Annotated in this window: 18 protein-coding genes and 1 tRNA gene; 7 read left to right on the top strand and 12 right to left on the bottom strand. The window is 66.6% G+C overall.

Annotated features, from left to right (window positions below; translation table 11 throughout):
* Positions 1-143: 143 nt before the first annotated feature.
* A complete protein-coding gene (locus RDV64_RS00920; protein ID WP_309197414.1) occupies positions 144-2,675 on the top strand; it encodes a ligase-associated DNA damage response DEXH box helicase in 2,532 nt (843 codons plus the stop codon).
* A complete protein-coding gene (gene pdeM / locus RDV64_RS00925; protein WP_309197415.1) occupies positions 2,672-3,433 on the top strand; it encodes a ligase-associated DNA damage response endonuclease PdeM in 762 nt (253 codons plus the stop codon). The genes RDV64_RS00920 and pdeM overlap by 4 nt, the downstream gene beginning before the upstream one ends.
* 245 nt (positions 3,434-3,678) lie before the next feature.
* Here pdeM and RDV64_RS00930 read toward each other — a convergent pair whose 3' ends face one another.
* The 8 genes from RDV64_RS00930 to RDV64_RS00965 all read right to left on the bottom strand — a co-directional run bounded on the left by RDV64_RS00930 (position 3,679) and on the right by RDV64_RS00965 (position 12,185).
* Positions 3,679-5,406, bottom strand: a complete 1,728-nt coding sequence (locus tag RDV64_RS00930) for a thiamine pyrophosphate-binding protein (protein ID WP_309197416.1) — start codon at positions 5,404-5,406, stop codon at positions 3,679-3,681.
* Entirely contained in the window at positions 5,396-6,232 is an 837-nt protein-coding gene (locus RDV64_RS00935) for an SDR family NAD(P)-dependent oxidoreductase (RefSeq protein WP_309197417.1), read from the bottom strand. The genes RDV64_RS00930 and RDV64_RS00935 overlap by 11 nt, the downstream gene beginning before the upstream one ends.
* Complete coding sequence (locus RDV64_RS00940) at positions 6,229-7,026, bottom strand: SDR family oxidoreductase (protein WP_309197418.1); 798 nt, start codon at positions 7,024-7,026, stop codon at positions 6,229-6,231. Before RDV64_RS00940 ends, RDV64_RS00935 begins: the two co-directional genes overlap by 4 nt.
* Positions 7,023-8,396: a TRAP transporter large permease subunit gene (locus RDV64_RS00945; protein ID WP_309197419.1), complete on the bottom strand. Its 1,374-nt coding sequence runs from the start codon at positions 8,394-8,396 to the stop codon at positions 7,023-7,025. The genes RDV64_RS00940 and RDV64_RS00945 overlap by 4 nt, the downstream gene beginning before the upstream one ends.
* A complete protein-coding gene (locus tag RDV64_RS00950; protein ID WP_309197420.1) occupies positions 8,389-8,955 on the bottom strand; it encodes a TRAP transporter small permease subunit in 567 nt (188 codons plus the stop codon). Before RDV64_RS00950 ends, RDV64_RS00945 begins: the two co-directional genes overlap by 8 nt.
* Before the next feature lie 135 nt (positions 8,956-9,090).
* Positions 9,091-10,116 (bottom strand): TRAP transporter substrate-binding protein, encoded by a 1,026-nt coding sequence (locus RDV64_RS00955; protein ID WP_309197421.1) that lies wholly within the window; start codon positions 10,114-10,116, stop codon positions 9,091-9,093.
* Between the two features lie 102 nt (positions 10,117-10,218).
* The gene (locus tag RDV64_RS00960) at positions 10,219-11,193 is read right to left on the bottom strand and encodes an alpha-ketoacid dehydrogenase subunit beta (protein ID WP_309197422.1); all 975 of its coding nucleotides are present in this window, start codon (positions 11,191-11,193) and stop codon (positions 10,219-10,221) included.
* Complete coding sequence (locus tag RDV64_RS00965; protein WP_309197423.1) at positions 11,193-12,185, bottom strand: thiamine pyrophosphate-dependent dehydrogenase E1 component subunit alpha; 993 nt, start codon at positions 12,183-12,185, stop codon at positions 11,193-11,195. Before RDV64_RS00965 ends, RDV64_RS00960 begins: the two co-directional genes overlap by 1 nt.
* A gap of 87 nt (positions 12,186-12,272) precedes the next feature.
* Here RDV64_RS00965 and RDV64_RS00970 point away from each other — a divergent pair, with 87 nt between their 5' ends.
* Positions 12,273-13,082 (top strand): hypothetical protein, encoded by an 810-nt coding sequence (locus RDV64_RS00970; RefSeq protein ID WP_309197424.1) that lies wholly within the window; start codon positions 12,273-12,275, stop codon positions 13,080-13,082.
* Here the strand turns inward: RDV64_RS00970 and RDV64_RS00975 are convergent.
* The 4 genes from RDV64_RS00975 to RDV64_RS00990 all read right to left on the bottom strand — a co-directional run bounded on the left by RDV64_RS00975 (position 13,072) and on the right by RDV64_RS00990 (position 16,371).
* On the bottom strand, positions 13,072-14,346 hold the full coding sequence (locus RDV64_RS00975) for a TRAP transporter large permease (RefSeq protein ID WP_309197425.1): 1,275 nt from the start codon (positions 14,344-14,346) through the stop codon (positions 13,072-13,074). The two genes, RDV64_RS00970 and RDV64_RS00975, sit on opposite strands and share 11 nt — an antisense overlap.
* Before the next feature lie 56 nt (positions 14,347-14,402).
* A complete protein-coding gene (locus tag RDV64_RS00980; RefSeq protein ID WP_309197426.1) occupies positions 14,403-14,909 on the bottom strand; it encodes a TRAP transporter small permease in 507 nt (168 codons plus the stop codon).
* 7 nt (positions 14,910-14,916) lie between these two features.
* On the bottom strand, positions 14,917-15,924 hold the full coding sequence (gene dctP / locus RDV64_RS00985) for a TRAP transporter substrate-binding protein DctP (protein WP_309197427.1): 1,008 nt from the start codon (positions 15,922-15,924) through the stop codon (positions 14,917-14,919).
* Positions 15,925-16,035: 111 nt separating this feature from the next.
* On the bottom strand, positions 16,036-16,371 hold the full coding sequence (locus RDV64_RS00990; RefSeq protein WP_309197428.1) for a hypothetical protein: 336 nt from the start codon (positions 16,369-16,371) through the stop codon (positions 16,036-16,038).
* 99 nt (positions 16,372-16,470) lie between these two features.
* Between RDV64_RS00990 and RDV64_RS00995 the strand changes: the two genes are divergently transcribed.
* From RDV64_RS00995 to RDV64_RS01010, 4 genes are all read left to right on the top strand, one after another.
* The gene (locus RDV64_RS00995) at positions 16,471-18,282 is read left to right on the top strand and encodes an ATP-binding cassette domain-containing protein (RefSeq protein ID WP_309197429.1); all 1,812 of its coding nucleotides are present in this window, start codon (positions 16,471-16,473) and stop codon (positions 18,280-18,282) included.
* Between the two features lie 3 nt (positions 18,283-18,285).
* Entirely contained in the window at positions 18,286-19,092 is an 807-nt protein-coding gene (locus RDV64_RS01000; protein WP_309197430.1) for a TrmH family RNA methyltransferase, read from the top strand.
* A gap of 59 nt (positions 19,093-19,151) precedes the next feature.
* Complete coding sequence (locus tag RDV64_RS01005; protein WP_309197431.1) at positions 19,152-19,568, top strand: DUF3830 family protein; 417 nt, start codon at positions 19,152-19,154, stop codon at positions 19,566-19,568.
* Between the two features lie 49 nt (positions 19,569-19,617).
* Positions 19,618-19,694: transfer RNA gene (locus tag RDV64_RS01010), tRNA-Pro, on the top strand.
* The last annotated feature ends 34 nt before the right edge of the window (positions 19,695-19,728 follow it).

The raw sequence follows: 19,728 nt of genomic DNA on the forward strand, positions 1-19,728 counted from the left end.
GATGGGGCGACTCTATGGCTCCGGGCGACCCATTGTCGACCGCCTGCACCCAATCCACTAAAAATTCATCGGCGTGTCATGGGGGGCGAGACGTCGCGCCGGATCCGCAAACACGCGGCTACACGCCGGGGCCAGTCGCCGCTATGTTCTCGCCCATGCAAAAGGCCGTGCCTTCGCCCGACACCACCAGTGCCCATTCGCTGCCCGAGCCTTTCGCCGGGTGGTTTGCCGGGCGCGGCTGGGCACCCCGTCCCCATCAGCTGGACCTTCTGGACAAAGCCGAGGCCGGTCTGTCCGCGCTGCTGATTGCGCCCACCGGCGCGGGAAAGACTCTGGCCGGTTTCCTGCCCAGCCTTCTGGAGCTTGCCGCCAGCAACCCGGCCCGCAACAGCCCGGTTCGCGAAGGGCCGCACACCCTTTACATCTCGCCCCTCAAGGCGCTTGCGGTGGATATTGCCCGCAACCTCGAAATGCCGATTTCGGAGATGAACCTTCCCATCACCGTGGAAACGCGCACGGGGGACACGCCGCAGAACCGCCGGAAGCGGCAACGCGAAAACCCGCCCGACATCCTTCTCACCACCGCCGAGCAGGTGGCTCTCCTCATCAGCCAGCCGGACGCCGCGCGCTTCTTTTCCCAGCTGAAGGTGGTGATCGTCGACGAGCTGCATTCCCTCGTCACCTCCAAGCGAGGCGACCTTTTGGCGCTGGGTCTGGCGCGGCTGCGCCAGCATGCACCAGGCCTGCGGACCGTCGGCCTTTCCGCAACCGTTGCCCATCCGGATGATCTGCGCGGCTGGCTGGTCGCCCAGCGTCCCGGCGAGACCCCGCTTGCCGAGCTGATTGTGGTGGACGGCGGCGCCAAGCCCGACGTGTCGATCCTGAAATCCGAGGCGCGGGTCCCGTGGTCGGGCCACATGACCCGCTACGCGCTTCCCGACATTCTGGCCCTCATCAAGGCGCACCGCACCACGCTGGTTTTCGTCAACACCCGCAGCCAGGCGGAGCTGTTGTTCCACGAGCTTTGGCGGATCAACGAAGATACGCTGCCGATCGCCCTCCACCACGGCTCGCTGGACCGCGGCCAGCGGCGCAAGGTAGAGGCCGCCATGGCGGAAAACCGCCTGCGCGCCGTGGTCTGCACCTCAACGCTGGACCTCGGGATCGACTGGGGCGATGTGGATCTGGTCGTCAATGTCGGCGCCCCCAAGGGGGCTTCGCGCCTTGCCCAGCGCATCGGCCGCGCCAACCACCGGATGGACGAGCCGTCCAAAGCCATCCTCGTCCCCTCCAACCGGTTCGAGGTGCTGGAATGCCAGGCTGCGCTGGACGCGTCATATCTCGGCCATCAGGACACGCCGCCCGTGCGCGAGGGCAGCCTCGACGTTCTTGCCCAGCACGTTCTGGGTGCCGCCGTCGCCGCCCCGTTCGATGCCCTTGCCCTTTACGATGAACTGTGCTCGGCCTACCCCTACCGCACGCTCGACTGGGAGACCTTCGAGCGCGTGGTGGATTTCGTCGCCACAGGCGGCTACGCGCTGCGCGCCTATGAGCGCTACGCCAAGATCCGCCGCCGCAAGGACGGCCTCTGGCGCGTTGCCAACCCGAAGATTGCGCAGCAATACCGCCTCAACGTCGGCACCATCGTCGAAATTCCCAACCTTTCGGTGCGGCTCGTCTCCAAGCGGGGCGGACGGCTGGGGCGCGGCGGCCGGATGCTGGGGCAGATCGAGGAATATTTCGTCAACCAGCTGGCGCCGGGCGACACGTTCCTGTTCGCCGGCCAGTGCCTGCGGCTGGAAGGGGTGCGCGACAGCGAGGCGCTGGTCACCAAGTCACAGATGAACGAGCCTAAGATCCCCTATTATGGCGGGTCCAAATTTCCCCTCACCACCTACCTTGCCAGTGTCGTGCGCGGGATGCTCGCCGAGCCGGAGCGCCGCGCGGACCTGCCCGATCAGGTGCGCGAATGGGTCGACCTGCAGGGCGTCCGCTCGCACCTGCCGCGGCGGGACGAGCTTCTGATCGAGACCTTTCCCCGCGGCAAACGGCATTACATTGTCGCCTACCCGTTCGAGGGGCGCCTTGCCCACCAGACGCTGGGGATGCTCCTCACCCGGCGGCTGGAACGGATGCGCCTCAAGCCCATCGGCTTCGTCGCGTCGGACTATGCGCTGGCCATCTGGGGCCTTGAGGATTATTCCGCCGCCTTCTCCGGCCGCGGCCCCGCCATGGGCGACCTCTTTTCCGAGGATCTCCTCGGCGACGATCTCGACGAATGGCTTGCCCAGTCGGTCCTGATGAAGCGCACCTTCCGGGCCTGCGCCGAAATTGCGCAGCTGATCGAGCGCCGCCACCCCGGCACGGAAAAGACCGGCCGGCAGGTCACCGTCTCGACCGACCTGATTTACGATGTGTTGCGCTCTCACGAGGCCGACCACATTCTTCTGCGCGCCACCTGGGCGGATGCGGCCACAGGCCTTCTCGACATCCGCCGCCTCGGCGCGATGCTTGCCCGCGTCAAGCGCGACATCGTGCACCAGCGGCTTGAGCGGATATCCCCGCTTGCCGTCCCCATCATGCTCGAAATCGGACGTGAGATCGTCCATGGTGAGGCCAGTGAATCGCTGCTGGCAGAAGCGGCGGACGAGCTGGTTGCGGAGGCGATGCGTTGAGTTCCTGCCACACCGGGTACGGCATGGCGGCCATGGCGGCCTTCTCCCTCCCCGGCCCGAAAAAGCCCGGCCCCGTCAAGGCAGACGAGCGGCCCCCGACCGCGCCTGCGAGGCTTGCGGGCATGGAGGCCACGCTCGACACTTCCGGCGCGCTCTACTGGGCGGCCGAGGAAACGCTCGTCGTGTCGGACCTTCACCTCGAGACCGGGTCGTCCTACGCGCGCAGCGGCCAGATGCTCCCGCCCTACGACACGGGGCTCACCCTTGCCCGCCTGGCAGATGCCATCGCCCATCACCGCCCGCGCCGCCTGATCTCGCTGGGCGACAGCTTTCACGACCCCTACGGCCCCGAGCGCCTGTCGCCCACCCACCGCAACTGGCTGGCGGACCTGTGCCAGCAGATCGAAACCGTCTGGATCACCGGCAACCACGACCATGCTTCTGCCGCATCCTTCGGCGGCACGGCAGCCGAGAGCGCGACGATTGCCGGAATCACCTTCCGCCACATCCCGACCGAAGGCCCGGTCGATGGCATGGAGGTGGCCGGCCATCTGCACCCGGCCGGGGTGGTGATCCTCAGGAACCGCCGCATCAAGCGCCGCGCCTTCATCGGCTGTGCGCGACGCATGGTCATGCCAGCGTTCGGCGTCCTCACCGGCGGCCTGCCACACACCGATGCTGCCTTTGCCGGCCTCTGGCCAAAGCCGTTGCGCCCGCAGCTCCACCTCATCGGCAGACAGAAGATCCACTCGCTCTAAGGCTGCGGCAAGGGTCAAGGGATCGGGCCGGGTCAAGGGCGCCGAAGGCGGGCGAAGCCTTCACCCTTGACGCGGCCCGAGCCCGGCACACGCTCGCATCAGGGGTTCAGGAAAGAAGGACGCGAAGCGGCCATCTGCCCTGAACCCCTGCCACGTGGCGAACGGGAGGGAGCACGAGGGAGGAAATCCCTCGTCTTTCAAGTAATAAGCCGGTGCGCAGCGCCGTCCGAACCACGGCGCAAGGGTCAGGCGACCCGGTCGCCCTTCTTCACTTTTACCGCGCGGCTGTCGGCGGCGGGCAGCATCTTGGCCGCATCGCGCGTCACCACAACGTCGAGCACCGTGGGGCCGCCTTCGTGGGCAAAGGCTTTGCCGAGCGCCGCCGCAAGGTCGTCCGGCGCTTCGACGCGGATGCCCTTTGCACCCAGCGCCGTGGCGGCCGCCGCGTAGTTGGTGTCGTTGAGGTCGGAGGACTGGTAGTTGCCTTCGCCGTACATCAGGTGCTGAAGCGCCTTCACGTAGCCAGACGCGGCATTGTTCACCACAATGATGGTGACGGCGAGGTTGGCCCGCACTGCGGTCTCCAGCTCGCCCAGCGTCATGTTGAAGCCTCCGTCTCCGGTCAGCGCCACAACCTTGCGCGACGGCGCTGCCAGCTTGGCGCCCATCGCGCCGGGCAGGCCGTAGCCGATGGATGCAAAGCCGCGGTCCGGCACAAAGGTCCGGCCCGGCTCACGCGTGTCGAACAAAAGCCCGCCCCAGTGCGCCGCAAAACCGCCGTCCGCCACAAGAATGCCGTCATCCGGCAGGGCCTGCCGCACTTCGTGCAGAAGCCGGCCCATGGCGATGGGCACCTCGTCCGACGTGTAGCGCGGGGCGGCCTGTTCGCGCCACGCGTCCATCTTGGCGGCAATCTCGCTGTGGTACGCCGCGCGGCCCGATGCACTCGTGCCGGCGCTGGAGGCCAGCGCGTCTTCAAGGTCTTCGAGGCCCGCCCTGGCATCGCCCCACAGGCGGACGTCGGGGTTCAGCGTCCGGCCCATTTCCTCGGCGACACTGTCGAGGTGGATGACAGGCGCGCCGGGGGGCGGCACGGTGTAGCGCTTGGTGGCAATTTCGCCGAGCTTGCAGCCCACCACCAAAATCGCATCGGAGGCTTCGATCAGCGCATTGGCAATCCGGTCGTACCTTCCGAAAAGGCCGACGGAAAGCGGATGCGTGCAGGCGATTGCCCCCTTGCCGGTGAGGGTGTGGGCAACGGGAATGCCGTTGGCCTCGGCAAAGCGCGTCAGTGTCCGGGCCGCGCCCGAAATGTGGACGCCCCCGCCGGCCAGAATGATGGGCCGCTTCGCCGCCGCCAGCCGGCGTGCCGCCTCGGCCACCGCATCGCGCGCGGGCCGGCACCGCAGCGCGGGCGCTGCCTGGAACGCTGCATCGACGAAGAACGCGTCATCCTCGAACCCGTGGGTGCCGTGGGACACGTCTTCGGCCACGTTCACCACCACCGGGCCGGGGCGGCCGGATGTGGCGATCTCGAAGGCGCGGCGCATCATCTCCGGAATGCGGGCAACGGTGTTCACCGTCAGGAAGGCCTTGCAGGCGGGCCGCAGGATTGCGGCCTGGTCGGTCTCCTGCGTCATGTTCTTGCCAGCATGATCGCGGTTGGCATCGCCGATGATGACCACCAGCGGCGAACCGGCGTTCAGCGCTTCCACCAGCCCCGTGACAAGGTTGGTCGCCCCCGGCCCCAGTGTCGCGTCTGCAAGGCCGACCCGGCCCGACACCTTGGCGTAGGCATCTGCGATGAAGACCGCACAGCGCTCGTCGTTGATCAGATGATGGTCGAGCCCCAGGCGCCGCGCCGCATCGTAGAACGGCAGAAGCTGAAAGCCCCCCATGCCGAACATGGGGCCGGCGTTTGCGGCGAGGAGCATCCGCGCAAGGGCTTCGCCGCCGGTCATCTCATTCGTCATGGCGGGTCTCCGCAGGGGTTCCGCGGCGGATGGCAGCCGCGCTCTGTGCAATGGTGACGCCCATCCCGGCCGACATGTAGCCGCCGTCCACAAACAGCGTCTGGCCGGTGATGTAGCCGGCCTGATCCTCGGCGAGGAAAGCCGTTGCATGGGCGACTTCTTCAGCCTCGCCAAAGCGCGCCAGCGGAATGGTGCGCTGATAGTCGGCGCGCTGCTCGGCGGTGTGGTTGGCACGGCTGAACGCCGTGTCCACCGGCCCCGGCGCCACCGCGTTGGCGGTGATCCCGTACGGCCCCAGCTCCAGCGAGATCTGGCCCATGAGGTGGATCAGCGCCGCCTTGGAGGTGCCATAGGCGGTCCGCCCGAACCCGGCGCGCGCGCCCGAGACCGAGGCGATGGAGATGAACCGCCCCGCACTGCCATCAGCGACCAGATCGATCCCGGCCAGGCGGAAGATCTCGAACGCCGCGGTCACGTTGATGGCAAGCGCTTCCTCGAAGTTGGCGCGGTCGCAATCCAGAAACGGGTCGACGCGGGCTGCCCCGGCCGCATGAACAACCACGCCCACCGGACCGAGCTGGCGCACCACCTCGCGGTAGGCGGTGTTGAGGGACGCGCTGTCTGCAAGGTCGCACGACAGGCCGATAGCATCGGGCAGTGCGGCAGCCCGCTCGGCGACGTTGTCGCCAATGTCCACCAACGCCACCGTCCGGTCGGTGCCGAGCCGCTGCGCAATGGCAAACCCCAGAGCCCCCGCACCACCCGTGACGAGAACGGTACGGGGAACGCGCTTGGCGTGGGTCGCGGGCAACTGGCTTGAAATCATGCTGGGGGAACCGTGAGTGTGAGGCCGCCATCGACGGGAAGGGCGACACCGGTGATGTAGCCGGCCGCGTCGGAGGCAAGGAAAACCGAAGCTTCCGCAACATCCCAGGCCGATCCTTGGCGGCGCATGGGCGGGGCTTTGGCGCGGCGGGCACCGATGTCGTCGGCATCCGTCATCTTGCCTGCAATCATGTGCGTCACGTGCGGCGTGTCAATCAGGCCCGGCATCACCACGTTGGAGCGGATGCCCTCGGCGGCATGTGCCACCGCAATGGTTTGCGACATCCGGTTGAGTGCAGCCTTGGACGCCTCGTAGGCCGCATAGGCATAGCCGCCGGCCGCAACGGAGGCGATCGACGAGATGAACACGAACGCCCCGCCCGTCTTGCGCATGTAGGGGATCGCGGCACGGGACACGCTGAACGCCCCGCCAAGGTTGACTGCGAAAACCCGTGCCCAGTCCTCGTCCGTGGTGTCCTCGATGCCGCCGGGGCTGCTGATCCCCACATTGTAGTGGACAATGTCGAGCCCGTCATAGATGGCGCCGCAGCGGGCAAGCGCGCGGGGGCCGCTCTCGCCGTCGGTCACGTCTGCGGTTTCGGCGCGCGCGATGCCGCCTTCGCCGCGGATGATGGCGGCGGTCTCCTCCGCCGCGTCGCCGTTAACGTCGACGCACAGCACCTTTGCCCCCTCGCGGGCGTAGAGAACGGCGGCGGCCTTGCCGTTGCCCCAGCCCGGGCCGATGGAGCCCGCGCCAAAGACGATGGCAACCTTGCCTTCGACCCGTCCGCTCATTGCGACAGCGCCGTGGGAAGCCACAGGATCAGATCAGGAAATGCAATGGCGAGGGCCAGCACCGAGAGCTGAAGGAGCACGAACGGGATGATCCCCTTGTAGACATCTTCCATGGACACCAGCGTTCCCGCCGCCCCCTTCAGGTAAAACAGCGCGAAGCCGAATGGCGGCGTCAGAAACGAGGTTTGCAGGTTGATCGCAACCAGCACGGCGAACCAGTAGACGAGGTTCTGGCTTGCAACATGGTCGCCAAGATCCATCAGGGCGACGATGGGCGCGAAGATCGGCAGGACGATGAGCGTGATCTCGATCCAGTCGAAGAAGAAGCCCATGACGAAGATCATCCCCATCATCGCAAACAGCAGACCCCAGTCGCCAAGGTTGAGGGACTGGGCCGTTTCCACCAGAAACGCGTCGCCGCCGATCATGCGGAAAATGTAGGAAAACGCCGTCGCGCCGACGAAGATGAAGAACAGCATGGCGACGGTGCGGATGGTCCCGTCCGCGCTGTCCGCCAGTGCGCTCAGCGAAAGGCGCCCGCGCAGGAGACCCAGAAGGAGCGCGCCGGCAGCGCCGATGCCGGCGGCCTCGGTCGGCGTTGCAAAGCCGCCCAGAATGGACCCGAGAACGATGACGATCAGCGCAAAGGGGACGATCAGCGCCACCAGCGTGTCGAGCCACAGGCCCTTGCGGTCTTCCTGCGTTGCCGCGGTGCGGGGCGCCCGCGGCGCAATCGAGGGCCGGAGCCAGCTGTAAAGAACGATATACGCCACATAAAGGAGCGAGAGCACCAGCCCTGGCATCAAGGCCGCCACGAACAGCCGCCCGATGGAGACCGACAGGAGATCCCCCATGAAAACCAGCATGATGGATGGCGGGATGAGAATGCCGAGCGTGCCGGACGCGGCCACGGTGCCCGCCGCCAGCGAAGGCCGGTAGCCGCTGCCGACCATGGTGGGGAGCGCCAGCACGGTCAGCATCACCACCGAGGCACCGATGATGCCGGTGGCCGCGGCCAGGATGGTCCCCATCAGCACCACCGCGAGGCCGAGCCCCCCCGGCACCACGCGCATGAGCCGCTGGAGGGTGACGAGCAGATCCTCCGCAATGCGGGTCCGCTCCATGATGAGGCCCATGAAGATGAACATCGGCGCTGCCACCAGCACCGGATTTTCGATGGTGCCGCCGAAAATGCGGTTGGGGATGAGGGTTGCCTGCACCAGCCGCATTTCGCCAAGGAGGATGGCAATGGTGCCGAACACCAGCGAAACCCCCATCAGCATCACCGCGACGGGCGCGCCGGAAAACAGGCACACGACGAGCGCCAGGAACATGAGGCCCGGCAGGATATCAATCAGGAGTTCAAGCATAGGGCTGCATGTCGGCGTCAGGCGCCGGGTCGGCGAACGGGTCGGCCAGAAGGTCGGGCCGGCGCAGCGCGACGATGGCGCGCAGCGCCACCGAGATGCCGCCAAAGAGCGTGAGCACCGCCGAGAGCGGCACAGCGGACTTGATGATCCAGCGGTGGGGCACGCCAATGCCGCCGAGAGAACCTTCGCTGCGCACAAAAGCGCGTTCGGCGAATTCGTAGCCGTAGATGGCAATGAAGATCATGCAGGGGACGAGAAACAGGACGATGGCCGCGACCTCGATGCGCAGCCGCATGCGGTTGCTGAGCCTGAGCGCCAGAACGTCGATCCGCACATGGGCATTCTTGATGTAGGCATAGCCGAAGGCGAGCACGGCGATAGCCCCGTGGAGATGCCACTCCAGCTCCTGCAGAAAAAACGACCCGGTGGCGAAGAAGCGCCGGCCGATCACGTCGTAGACGATGACCCCCGTCAGGACAAACAGGAGGATACCGCAGAACACGGCAAAGATGCGGCACGGCCAGGCAAGCAACGCAGCGAGGCGAAGTGCGTTGGTCATTGCCGCTGACCGCCGCTGTCGGGCAATGCACTCGGGCACGGGTCGATGATTTTCATGGGTGTACTGGCAATTGCGGCTGATGGATGCCGAACAAGGATCGCGGGGCTGGCGCCGAGCCAGCCCCGCAAAGGAAATTTACTGCAGGTAACCGAGGTTACCCCATTCCTTGTAGTTCTCGCGGAAATCCTGGAAATTCTTCCAAACGCGGGCGAACTCTTCGTCCTCGGCGCTCATTTCGACGGCCACCTCGTCCCAGGCGCCGCGGAAGGCGTCCAGCATCTCGGGGCTCCAGGTCTGGAAGTTCACGCCGGCGTCCTTGAGCTTGGCCATGGGCTCCAGCTGCATCGACTCGCCGCGCGCCATCGTCCGCGTGACGTTGGCTGCACACACTTCCTCGATCACCGCGCGCTTCTGGTCGCTGAGGCCATCCCACACCGCCTTGTTGACGATGAAGGTGATCAGTGAGGTCTGCTGATGCCAGCCGGGGAAGTAGTAATTGTTGGCGTAGGTGTTCATTTCAAGGTTCAGGTCGATGGCGGGGAACGAGATTTCCGCCGAATCGATGGTGCCGAGCCGCAGCGCCGTCATCGTGTCTGCGGGCGGCAGCGACTGTGCCTGCACGCCGAGTTTCTGAAGGACGCGGGCGCCGAGGCCGAAGATGCGCATCTTCAGGCCCTGCAGGTCCTCAACGCTCTCGATCGGCTCGCGGAACCAGCCCGAAGCTTCCGGCACCAGCACGGCGCACAGCTCCGAATGGATGTCGAAGCGCTCGCCGATCTTGTTCCACTCTTCCTCGCCGCCGCCGAAATACCACCACGCGGTGTACTCGCGCACGTCCGGTCCGAAAGGAACTGCCGTGAAGAGGCCGGCGGCCGGAATGATGCCTTGCGCAAAGCCCGGCGAGTACCAGCCCGCATCCACCGCGCCGGTGGACACAGCGTCCCAGATCTCGTTGGACGCGACGATGGCGCCCGGATCGTTGAACTCGATCTCGAGGTCGCCGCCGGTGAGCCGCGAGACGCGCTCGCCCAGCTCGCGCCCGGTGTCGCCCAGCAGCGGCAACGTTCCGGCATAGATCGACTGCATGATGAGTGTTTCGGCCTGCGCGGCGCCCGAAAGCATGGTGATCGCGGCCGCAGCCGCCAACGTTTTCTTCAGCAACGGAAGTCCTCCCTCAAGCGCCCGCTTTTTGTTTCCGGGCTTACGGTTTTGTCTAAAGCATAGTGCAGGAGCGTGCAAAACGCCGCGCGGGATTTCTTGCCGTCAGGCCGCTTGTGCCACCATTTTGCGCGCACGCTCGGCAATGTGCGCAGCGGTCACGCGCACTGCGTTTTCCATTGTGGGCGCGTAGGATATCGGTGCGCGCGGAGCACCGACGCGGGCAATCGGCGCACGCAGCGGCAGGTTCTCTGCAACGCTCGCCGCAATTTCGGCGCCGAAGCCGCCCACCTGCACCGCCTCGTGGGCCACCAGCAGGCGGCCGGTCTTTTTCACCGAGGCAAACACCGCGTCCCTGTCCCACGGCCAGAGCGAACGCAGGTCGATCACCTCGGCATCAACCCCCTCGTCCGCCAGAAGGGTGGCGGCGGCCAGTGCTTCGTGGACGCAAGCCGACCATGACACCAGCGTCAGGTCCGCCCCCTCCCGGCGGATCGCCGCCTTGCCGATGGGGAGAGGCGCAGCGTCGATGTCGACCTCGCCTTCCAGCGGCCACAGACCCTTGTGTTCCAGGTAGACCACCGGATCATCGCACCGGATGGCCGAGAGAAGCAGGCCGAAATTGTCCTGCGGGGTGGAGGGACACACCACCACCAGCCCCGGAATGTGCGTATACCAGGCCTCCAGCGACTGGGAGTGCTGGGCGGCCGACGAGCGCCACATGCCCATCGGCTCGCGCACCGTGATCGGCACCTTGGACTGCCCGCCGAACATGAAGCGCGCCTTGGCCGCCTGGTTGACCAGCTCGTCGATGGCGCAGAGCGCGAAATCGGAAAAGCGCATTTCCACGACGGGGCGCGTGCCGGTCATGGCCGCACCCACGGCAACGCCCATGATCGCCGCTTCCGAGATGGGCGCATCGCAGATGCGGGCAGCGCCGAACTCGTCCACCAGCCCCTTGTACTGGCCGAACACGCCGCCGCGGCCAAGATCCTCGCCAAGGCACCAGACCGACGGGTCGGCCTGCATGGCAACGCGGACTGCCTGGCGCCCCGCTTCGATGTAGGTGGTGATTGTCATCAGTAGGCCATTTCGCGGGGGGAGCCGGTGTCCTGCACATCGTCGAAGGCGCCATCGGCATCCGGATAGGGCTGGGCTGCCGCAAAGGCGGCGTGCCCGCCCATTTCGGCACGGGCGGCTGCAAGGTCGGCGTCCAGCGCGGCGGGATCGACCCCAGCAAGGCGGAGCGCCTCCCTGGTGGCGGCGACGGGATCTTCCTCGGCAATCCGCCGGGCGACCTCCTCGGCAGGACGGTAGGCGCCGGGGTCGGCGGAGGTGTGGCCCGTGTGGCGGAAGGTGATGGCGTGAATGAGCATCGGCCCCTCCCCTGCACGGACACGGGCGATGGCAGCGCGCGAAACTTCTTCCACGGCGCCGACATCGTTGCCGTTCACCGTTTCGGCGGGAAGGCCGATGGACCTTGCGCGGGCGGCGGCACCGTCCCCGCCGGTCATGGTGGACGTGCGCGTTGTCGCGGCCCAGCCATTGTCCTCGCACACGAACAGGACGGGGAGCTGGAAGACCTGCGCCCAGTTCAGCCCTTCCAGAAACGGCCCGCGGTTGATGGCGCCATCGCCGAACAGGCAGGCGACGATCCGGTCGTCACCGGCAAGCTTGATGGCGTGCGCTGCGCCGGCGGCAATGGTGATGTTGGCCGACACGACGCCGTTGGCGCCCAGCATTCCCACCGAAAAATCTGCGATATGCATGGAGCCGCCCTTGCCGCCGCAGGAGCCGCCGGCGCGTCCGAACAGCTCGCACATCATCGCGCGCGGGTCGGCGCCCTTGGCCAGCGTGTGGCCGTGGCCGCGGTGGGTGGACAAGAGCCGGTCGTCCCGCCGGAGGTTGGACACCACGCCCGCCGCCACCGCTTCCTGTCCGATGGAGGGGTGGATCGCGCCGAGAACACGCTTTTCCACCGCCCCTTCGATGGCGCACTCTTCGAAGGCGCGAATGCGCAGCATCAGGCGGTAGTGTTCGCGAAGACGGTCGGCATCTATGTTCGGGCGCATGGTCGGCAGCGGACCTTGTTGCGGTTTGCGGGCCGGACAGGCTACCGGGCGGCAACCCCCCGTCAAGCCAGCGCCCAAGGAGATCAGATGGACGGATACGTGCTTGCCGATACCGCAACAAAGCTCAGCGCCGCTCGCGGAAAGGTCGTCATCTGCGGCTCCCATGGCGGCGTCTATGCCGGGCTTCTGGCCGCATCTGCCGGGGTGCGCGGCATCCTTCTCAACGACGCGGGGGTCGGCCTCAACAATGCCGGCATTGCCGGGCTTGGCGTGTGCCAGACCCACGGCATGGCCGCTGCCGCCGTCGGCCACGACAGCTGCCGGATTGGCGACGCTGCCGATTGTGGCAGGCGCGGCGTGGTCTCCGCTGCCAACGCCATTGCGGCAGGCCTTGGCATTGTGGCCGGCATCGGCGCGGTGGAAGCGGCCGGCCTTCTGGCCGGCGCGCCGGAGCCGACCGGCACGCCCGTGGTGGACGAGGAGCACCGGATCGAGCACGATCTTGGCGGCTGGCGGCTCACCATCATCGACAGCGCTTCGCTGGTGGATTTTGCGCGCGACCGGGGGGCGCTGGTGGTCACCGCGTCGCACGGCGGACTTGTGGGCGGCAATCCGGCCACCGCAGGCCGGGCAGACGCAGCGCTGTTTGCCTACAACGACGCCGGGATCGGCTGCGACAGGGCGGGCGTCTCCCGCCTTCCGGTCTTGCAGGAGCGCGGCATTGCGGCGGTGACGGTGGATTGCCGGAGTGCCGAAATCGGCGTTGGTCAATCCACCTACGACCGGGGCGTCATCAGCGCGGCCAATCAGGCCGCGCGCACCCTTGGCGCAAAGGACGGCATGCCACTTAAGGCGCTCATTGCGGCAATTGCCGCGCGGCCGCCGGTCAGAGGTTGAACGGCAGCCAGAGGACGATCTGCGGCAGCAGCGAGATCACCAGCGCGGTGAGCAGCATCAGAGCGAGGAACGGCAGCACGCCCTTGGAGATCTCGGTGAGCGAGCCGCCGCTGACCGCCTGGATCACATAAAGGTTGAGCCCCACCGGCGGGGTGATCAGCGCACACTCCACCATGATGACGAAGAAGATGCCGAACCAGATGGGGTCGATCCCCAGCACGGTGAGCGAGCCTGCCAGCACCGGCACCATGATGAGGAGCATCGACAGCGCCTCCATGAAGAGGCCCATGATGAGAAGCACGATGGCCACCACAAGGATGAACAGCCCCGCGGTGTCGATGTTGGTGGAGATGAACACCGAAACGTCCTGCGGGATGCGGTAGAGCGCGATCGCCTTGCCGAACACCTTGGCGCCCGCGACGATGAGCAAGATCACCACCGTGGTGCGCATCGAATCGACCACCGCTTCGGTGAGGCCCTTCCACGTCAGCGTGCGCAGGACGACAACGGTCACGAACAGCGCGCCGGCAAAGCCGATGGCCGCAGCCTCGGTGGGCGTATACCAGCCGCGGTAGATGCCGGTGATGACGGTGAGCGCCAGCGCGATGGTCGGCAGGGCGCGCACGCCCGTGGTCCAGCGTTCGCCCCACCCGGCCCGCGGGATCTTCTCCAATTCGGGCAGCCGCCGGGCGTAGAAGATCGAAAACGCGATGAAGAAGCCGATCATCAGAAGGCCGGGCCCGACACCGGCCATGAACAGGGCCAGCACCGATTCCTCGGTGATCACGCCGTAGATGATCATGATCAGCGATGGCGGGATGAGGATGCCCAGGGTCCCGCCCGCGGCAAGCACGCCGTAGGTGAAGCTCTTCGGGTAGCCGCGCGAGGTCATCTCGGGGATCGCCACGGTGCCGATGGTGGCGGCAGTGGCGACAGAGGACCCGGAAATTGCCGCGAACACGCCGCACGAAATGATGGTGGCCACGGCAAGCCCGCCCGGCCAGTGGCCGACGAAGGCCTGCACCGCGGCAAACAGGTCCTTGCCCACCCCGCCCTTCAGCATGACGTTGGCCATGAGGAGGAACAGCGGCACCGCAATGAGAACGAAGCTGTCCATGGCCGACAGGAGGCCCGCCGGCGCCATCAGCGGCGAGAAGCCCCCGATGGCGAGCAGGATCACCCCGAGCCCGCCAAGGGCGAAGGCCACGGGAACGCCCAGAAGCAGCAGGCCGAACAGACTGGCCAGAATGAGAACGGTGTCCACGTCAGACCCCTGTGGTTTGAAGAGGGCGGACGAAACGAAGGCGCGCCACGACGACCTCAGGCCTCATGGGAGACCGGTGCCGCGGGCCGCTCGGCCCCTGCGATGACCGCAACCGCCAGCGCCAGCGCCTGCACGCAAAGCAGCGCGAAGCCGATGGGCACGGCTGCCTGCATCCACCATGACGGCATGTCGAGCATGGAGCCGGTGGTGCGGCCCACCTCGAAGCTGTTAATTGCAGCGGGTGCGCCGAACCAGGCCACGAAGCCCGAGATCACCGCAACGAAGACGAGGCTGACCACCTCGCAGATCCGCTGCACGATGACGGGGAACTGATCCACCAGCACGGTGACGCGGATATGGTCGCGCCCGTACAGCAAGCCGGCGCTGCCGATGAAGACAGCCCAGATCATGCACAGGCGCGAAAGCTCCTCTGCCCAGATGGTGGGCGCGTTGAAGAAATAGCGCGCCACCACCTCATAGGTGAGCATGGCCCCTGTTGCGAACAGGAGCCATGCGGCAAGGAGGGAAAGGGCGGTGGTGAACCGCCCCAGAAGTCCGAGCATGGCGGCGCTAGTTCTGCGTCGCGGCGTCGTACACCTGCTGGCCGAGGTCGCCGGCGCCCTTCAGCCATTCGTCGATGACGGGCTGAGACGCGGTCTTCCAGGCTTCGAGATCGCTGTCGGACAGTTCGTAAACGGTCATGCCGTTTTCAACCGAGTCGGCATAGGCCTTGGCTTCGATCTCGGACATCCGGTTGCGCACGTCGTCCTCGGCGCGCACGGCCGCCTCGTTGATCCACAGCTGCTGCTGTTCGGTGAGGCCTTCCCAGAAATTCTGGTTGATCACGACGATGAACTCGATGTCGGCCACGTCCACCTTGGTGACAGTGTCCATCACGTCCCAGAGCGAGCGGCTCTGGACGCCGGAGATGCCGGTCATGCCGATATCGACCGTGCCGCGCTGGTAGGCGAGGAACTGCTCGGAGCCGGAAATCAGCGTCGGCACGCCGCCGACGGTCTGCACCCACTGGCCCAGCGTCTTGCCGAACACGCGGGCCTTCTTGCCCTTCATCAGGTCCGGCGTTGCCAGCGGCTCGCCGTTGGACAGGAGCACGACCGAGCCATAGGCCTGCCACCACAGCACCTTGGAGCCGGTTTCCGCAATGGCCTCGTCGATCAGGCGGCGGACCGGGCTGTCAGGTGCGACAGCGGCGCGGACCTTTTCTTCGGTGTTGAACACGAAGGGCAGATAAAAAACGTCCACCGCGGGGATCTCGCCCACGTAGCGGGTGAGCGAGGCAACGCCCATCTCGATCTGGCCGGAGCCGACTGCCTCGGGCACTTCGCTGTCTTTGTAAAGCTGGGCGGAGTCGTAGATCTCGACGGCGATCTCGCCGTCAGAGAGTTTTTCCACCTCTTCCTTGAACAGAACGATGTTCTGCCCGAGGTGCGCCTTCAGCGGCAGCTGAAGCGTTACGCGGAGCGTAACGTCCTGCGCCATGGCAGGGCCTGCAACGGCCGTGGTCCCTGCAATCAGGAACGCGGCAGCCGTCCGCTTGAAGGTGGTGATCGAAGCCATAGTGGTCCTCCCAGACAAATATTTGGGTGCCAGCTCTGAAGGCTGGCCGAAGACCGGATATGCCCCGGTTCTTTTCACCCCTGCAAGAGGAATTATCCGAGAGTCAAAGTCTCAAGCCGCCGCGCGGAAGGGAGAATCGGTGGTCTCGCCCTGCCCGCACCCATCACCGTGGAGACGCCATGACCGGTTCGGCGCGGTCAGCCACAACTGCGCCGCAGCCGACAGGACCGGAACGAAGTCACGGGTCATTGCGGCAACGAAAAGCTTGTCCCGGCCCGAAATGATCGACCGCATGGAGGTTGCCACGTAGTCCGCATCGTGCGCGGTATCCACCAGCCAGAACTCGACGCCCACGCGGTAGACCTCCGAGAAGCGCTGACGGAGCGTCGCATCGATGGAAGAGCCGTCTCTGGTCGTGGAGCTGATAAAGACGCAATGAATCGCCATGTTCGTTTTCCCTTGCCCGATGGGACAAAGGTGAACGGGCGTGGTTAACCGCAGACTAATGTCCTTCCATTTCTTCCCGTTCACACCACTTGCCGGATCATGGCCAGACCTCCCCTACTCACGCTCCAAGACATCGCCCTCACCTTCGGCGGCACGCCGCTCCTGTCGGAGGCGACCCTCATGGTCTCCGCCGGCGACAGGATCGCGCTGGTCGGCCGCAACGGCTCGGGCAAATCCACCCTCCTGAAAATTGCAGCAGGGCTGATCGACGCTGATTCGGGCGATCGATTCGCCTCGCCGGATGCGACGATCCGCTATCTGGCGCAGGAGCCGGACCTTTCCGCGTTTGCCACGGTCGGAGAATATGTCGCCACCGGCCTTGCCGAGGGGGACGACCCCTATGCCGGCATCATGGCGCTGGAGGCACTGAAGCTCGACCCGGACGCCTCGCCCGCCCCCATGTCCGGCGGCGAGAAGAGGCGCGCCGCGCTCGCCCACGCCCTTGCGCCAGACCCCGACGTGCTGCTCCTCGACGAGCCCACCAACCACCTCGACATTGCGGCCATCGCCTGGCTGGAGGCGACCTTGCGCGAGCGGCGCAAGGCGCTCGTCCTCATCAGCCACGACAGGCGCTTTCTGGAGGAGCTTTCCACTGCCACCGTGTGGCTGGACCGCGGCCAGACCCACCGCATGGACAAGGGGTTCACCGAGTTCGAGGACTGGCGCGACGAGATCCTCAACGCCGAGGACGAGGAGCGCCGCAAGCTCGACAAGAAGATTGCAGCCGAGCAGGACTGGGTGCGCTACGGCGTCACCGCCCGGCGCAAGCGCAACATGGGGCGGCTCAGGAAGCTCCAGTCGCTGCGGCAGGAGCGGCGCGACCAGCGCCAGGCCACCGGGCTTGCCGACATGAGCCTCACCGGCGCCACCCGCTCCGGCCAGCGCCTGTTCGTGGCCAAGAACATCGCCAAGGCCTATGACGGCCGGCCCATTGTCGCGGACCTCTCGATGACGGTGATGCGCGGCGACAAGATCGGCCTCGTCGGCCCCAACGGCGCCGGCAAGACGACGCTGGTCAACCTGCTGCTGGGCCGTCTGGCGCCTGATTCGGGCTCGATCAAGTTCGGCACCGACATCGAGGCCAACTACATCGACCAGACCCGCGAGGGCCTCGACCCCGAAATGCCGCTGCGCCAGGCAATCAGCCCGTCCGGCGGTGACCAGATCACAATCGGCAATTCAACCAAGCACGTTGCGGGCTACCTCAAGGACTTCCTGTTCTCGCCCGAGCAGTTCAACACCCCCGTGGGTGCGCTGTCGGGCGGCGAGCGGGCGCGCGTGCTCCTCGGCCGTGCCTTCGCGATGCCGGCCAACGTTCTGGTGCTGGATGAGCCCACCAACGACCTCGACCTCGAAACGCTGGATCTCCTCGCCGAGATCATCGCCGACTATGACGGCACGCTGATTCTCGTCAGCCATGATCGAGACTTTCTGGACCGCACCGTCACCACCACGCTGGTGGCCGAGGGCGACGGCCAGTGGGGCGAGTACCCCGGCGGCTATTCCGACATGGTGACCCAGCGCGGCCTGCCGCCGGTGGGCGACGGCCCCGCGCCAAGCTCCCGAAGCAAGAAGACGAGGGCCGAACCCGCCAAGCCGTCCAAAAACAAGGGCAAGCTCTCCTTTCGCGAAAAGCACGACCTCGAAACCCTGCCGGGCCGGGTGCAGGAGATCGAGCGCGAGGTCGCAAAGCTCGGCAACGAGCTCGCCGACCCCAAGCTCTACGCGAAGAACCCGAAGCGGTTCGACAAGCTGACCGCCGACATCGCGAAGCTCGAGGCCGAGAAGGCCGCCGCCGAGGAGCGCTGGCTGGAGGTGGAGATGAAGCGCGAAGAGATGGAAGGCGGCTGACCCGTGCCGCCTCTCGATCCAATCCTCATCTCCGACGCAGACGACCCGCGGATCGCCGTCTTCACCGCGCTGCAGGAGCGCGACAGGATCGGCCGCGACGGTGTGTTCATCGCGGAAGGGGCGACGGTGCTCACCGTCCTCCTCAACTCGGCGCTCGTCACCGATGCGATCCTCATCGAGGAAGGCCGCGTGCCCCGGCTGCCGGTGCTGGCATCCCGCGGCAACGCACCGCTCTACGTGGCGCCGCAAGGGGTGCTGGACCGGATTGCGGGCTACCACCTTCACCGCGGCATTCTGGCGGCCGGGCGCATTCCCCCGGCCGTTGACGTTGCCGCCCTCCCCGCCGGGCCGCTGCGGCTGCCGGTGCTGGTCGGCCTTTCCAACCACGACAATGTGGGCGGCATCTACCGCAACGCCGCCGCGTTCGGCGCCTCTGCCGTGGCGATCGACGCGACCACCGCCAACCCGTTCTACCGCAAGGCGATCCGCGTCGGCGTCGGCGCCCCGCTGATCGTGCCGACGCTGCGCACCGCCGATGTCGCGGCGCTGCTGGCCGCCCTCGCCGCCGCCGGCATCACCCCGTACGCGCTGACCCCCGCCGCCCCCGCCGCGCTGCACGAGACGGCGCTTGCCCCCCGCGCGGCCTTCCTGCTGGGCACCGAGGGGCCGGGGTTGCCGGATACGCTGATTGCGGCTGCAACCCCGCTCTCCATCGCCATCGCGCCGGGGTTCGACAGCCTCAACGTGGCGACAACCAGCGGCATCGTGCTGGCCGCCCACGCGGCGCAGCACGGCCTCCCGCCCGCGTAGATTTCCTCCGCCGGCAAAGCGCGCTAGAGGGGGCGGACCCACCAATCCGGAGCGTCCCAATGCCCATTCCCGTCAAAGTCACCGCAGGCCCGTTCACGTTCGATGCCCAGCTCGAGGACGAGCTTGCGCCCAAGACCGTCGAGGCGTTTCTCAAGGCGATGCCGTTCGAGAGCCAGGTGGTGCATGTGCGCTGGTCCGGCGAAGGCGTGTGGGTGCCGCTCGGCGAGCGCGACTTTGGCGTCGGTTATGAGAATCATACCAGCTATCCCGCGCCCGGCCACATGATCCTCTACCCCGGCGGCATCTCCGAAACCGAGATCCTGCTGGCCTACAGCGGCGTGCAGTTTGCCTGCAAAATGGGGCAGCTGGCGGGCAATCACTTCCTCACGATCACCGGCGGCCTTGAGAACCTTTATGCCCTCGGCACCAAAACCCTGTGGGAAGGTGCGCAGCCACTCAAGATCGAGCGCGTTTAACCCCTTGTGGTCCGCGGCGTCAGCGGTTACATCACCGCGACGCAAGCGGCGGAGTGTAGCGCAGCCTGGTAGCGCACCTCGTTCGGGACGAGGGGGTCGGAGGTTCGAATCCTCCCACTCCGACCACTCCATGCCAATTTCGCCACCAAGGCGGACGCTG

The sequence above is a fragment of the Acuticoccus sp. MNP-M23 genome (assembly GCF_031195445.1).
Taxonomy (GTDB): Bacteria; Pseudomonadota; Alphaproteobacteria; order Rhizobiales; family Amorphaceae; genus Acuticoccus.

Coding starts and splice junctions, on each gene's coding strand:
- RDV64_RS00920 (WP_309197414.1), top strand. CDS start 144: ATGTTCTCGCCCATGCAAAAGGCCGTGCCTTCGCCCGACACCACCAGT.
- RDV64_RS00930 (WP_309197416.1), bottom strand. CDS start 5,406: ATGACGAATGAGATGACCGGCGGCGAAGCCCTTGCGCGGATGCTCCTC.
- RDV64_RS00935 (WP_309197417.1), bottom strand. CDS start 6,232: ATGATTTCAAGCCAGTTGCCCGCGACCCACGCCAAGCGCGTTCCCCGT.
- RDV64_RS00940 (WP_309197418.1), bottom strand. CDS start 7,026: ATGAGCGGACGGGTCGAAGGCAAGGTTGCCATCGTCTTTGGCGCGGGC.
- RDV64_RS00945 (WP_309197419.1), bottom strand. CDS start 8,396: ATGCTTGAACTCCTGATTGATATCCTGCCGGGCCTCATGTTCCTGGCG.
- RDV64_RS00950 (WP_309197420.1), bottom strand. CDS start 8,955: ATGACCAACGCACTTCGCCTCGCTGCGTTGCTTGCCTGGCCGTGCCGC.
- RDV64_RS00960 (WP_309197422.1), bottom strand. CDS start 11,193: ATGACAATCACCACCTACATCGAAGCGGGGCGCCAGGCAGTCCGCGTT.
- RDV64_RS00965 (WP_309197423.1), bottom strand. CDS start 12,185: ATGCGCCCGAACATAGATGCCGACCGTCTTCGCGAACACTACCGCCTG.
- RDV64_RS00970 (WP_309197424.1), top strand. CDS start 12,273: ATGGACGGATACGTGCTTGCCGATACCGCAACAAAGCTCAGCGCCGCT.
- RDV64_RS00980 (WP_309197426.1), bottom strand. CDS start 14,909: ATGCTCGGACTTCTGGGGCGGTTCACCACCGCCCTTTCCCTCCTTGCC.
- dctP (WP_309197427.1), bottom strand. CDS start 15,924: ATGGCTTCGATCACCACCTTCAAGCGGACGGCTGCCGCGTTCCTGATT.
- RDV64_RS00990 (WP_309197428.1), bottom strand. CDS start 16,371: ATGGCGATTCATTGCGTCTTTATCAGCTCCACGACCAGAGACGGCTCT.
- RDV64_RS00995 (WP_309197429.1), top strand. CDS start 16,471: ATGGCCAGACCTCCCCTACTCACGCTCCAAGACATCGCCCTCACCTTC.
- RDV64_RS01005 (WP_309197431.1), top strand. CDS start 19,152: ATGCCCATTCCCGTCAAAGTCACCGCAGGCCCGTTCACGTTCGATGCC.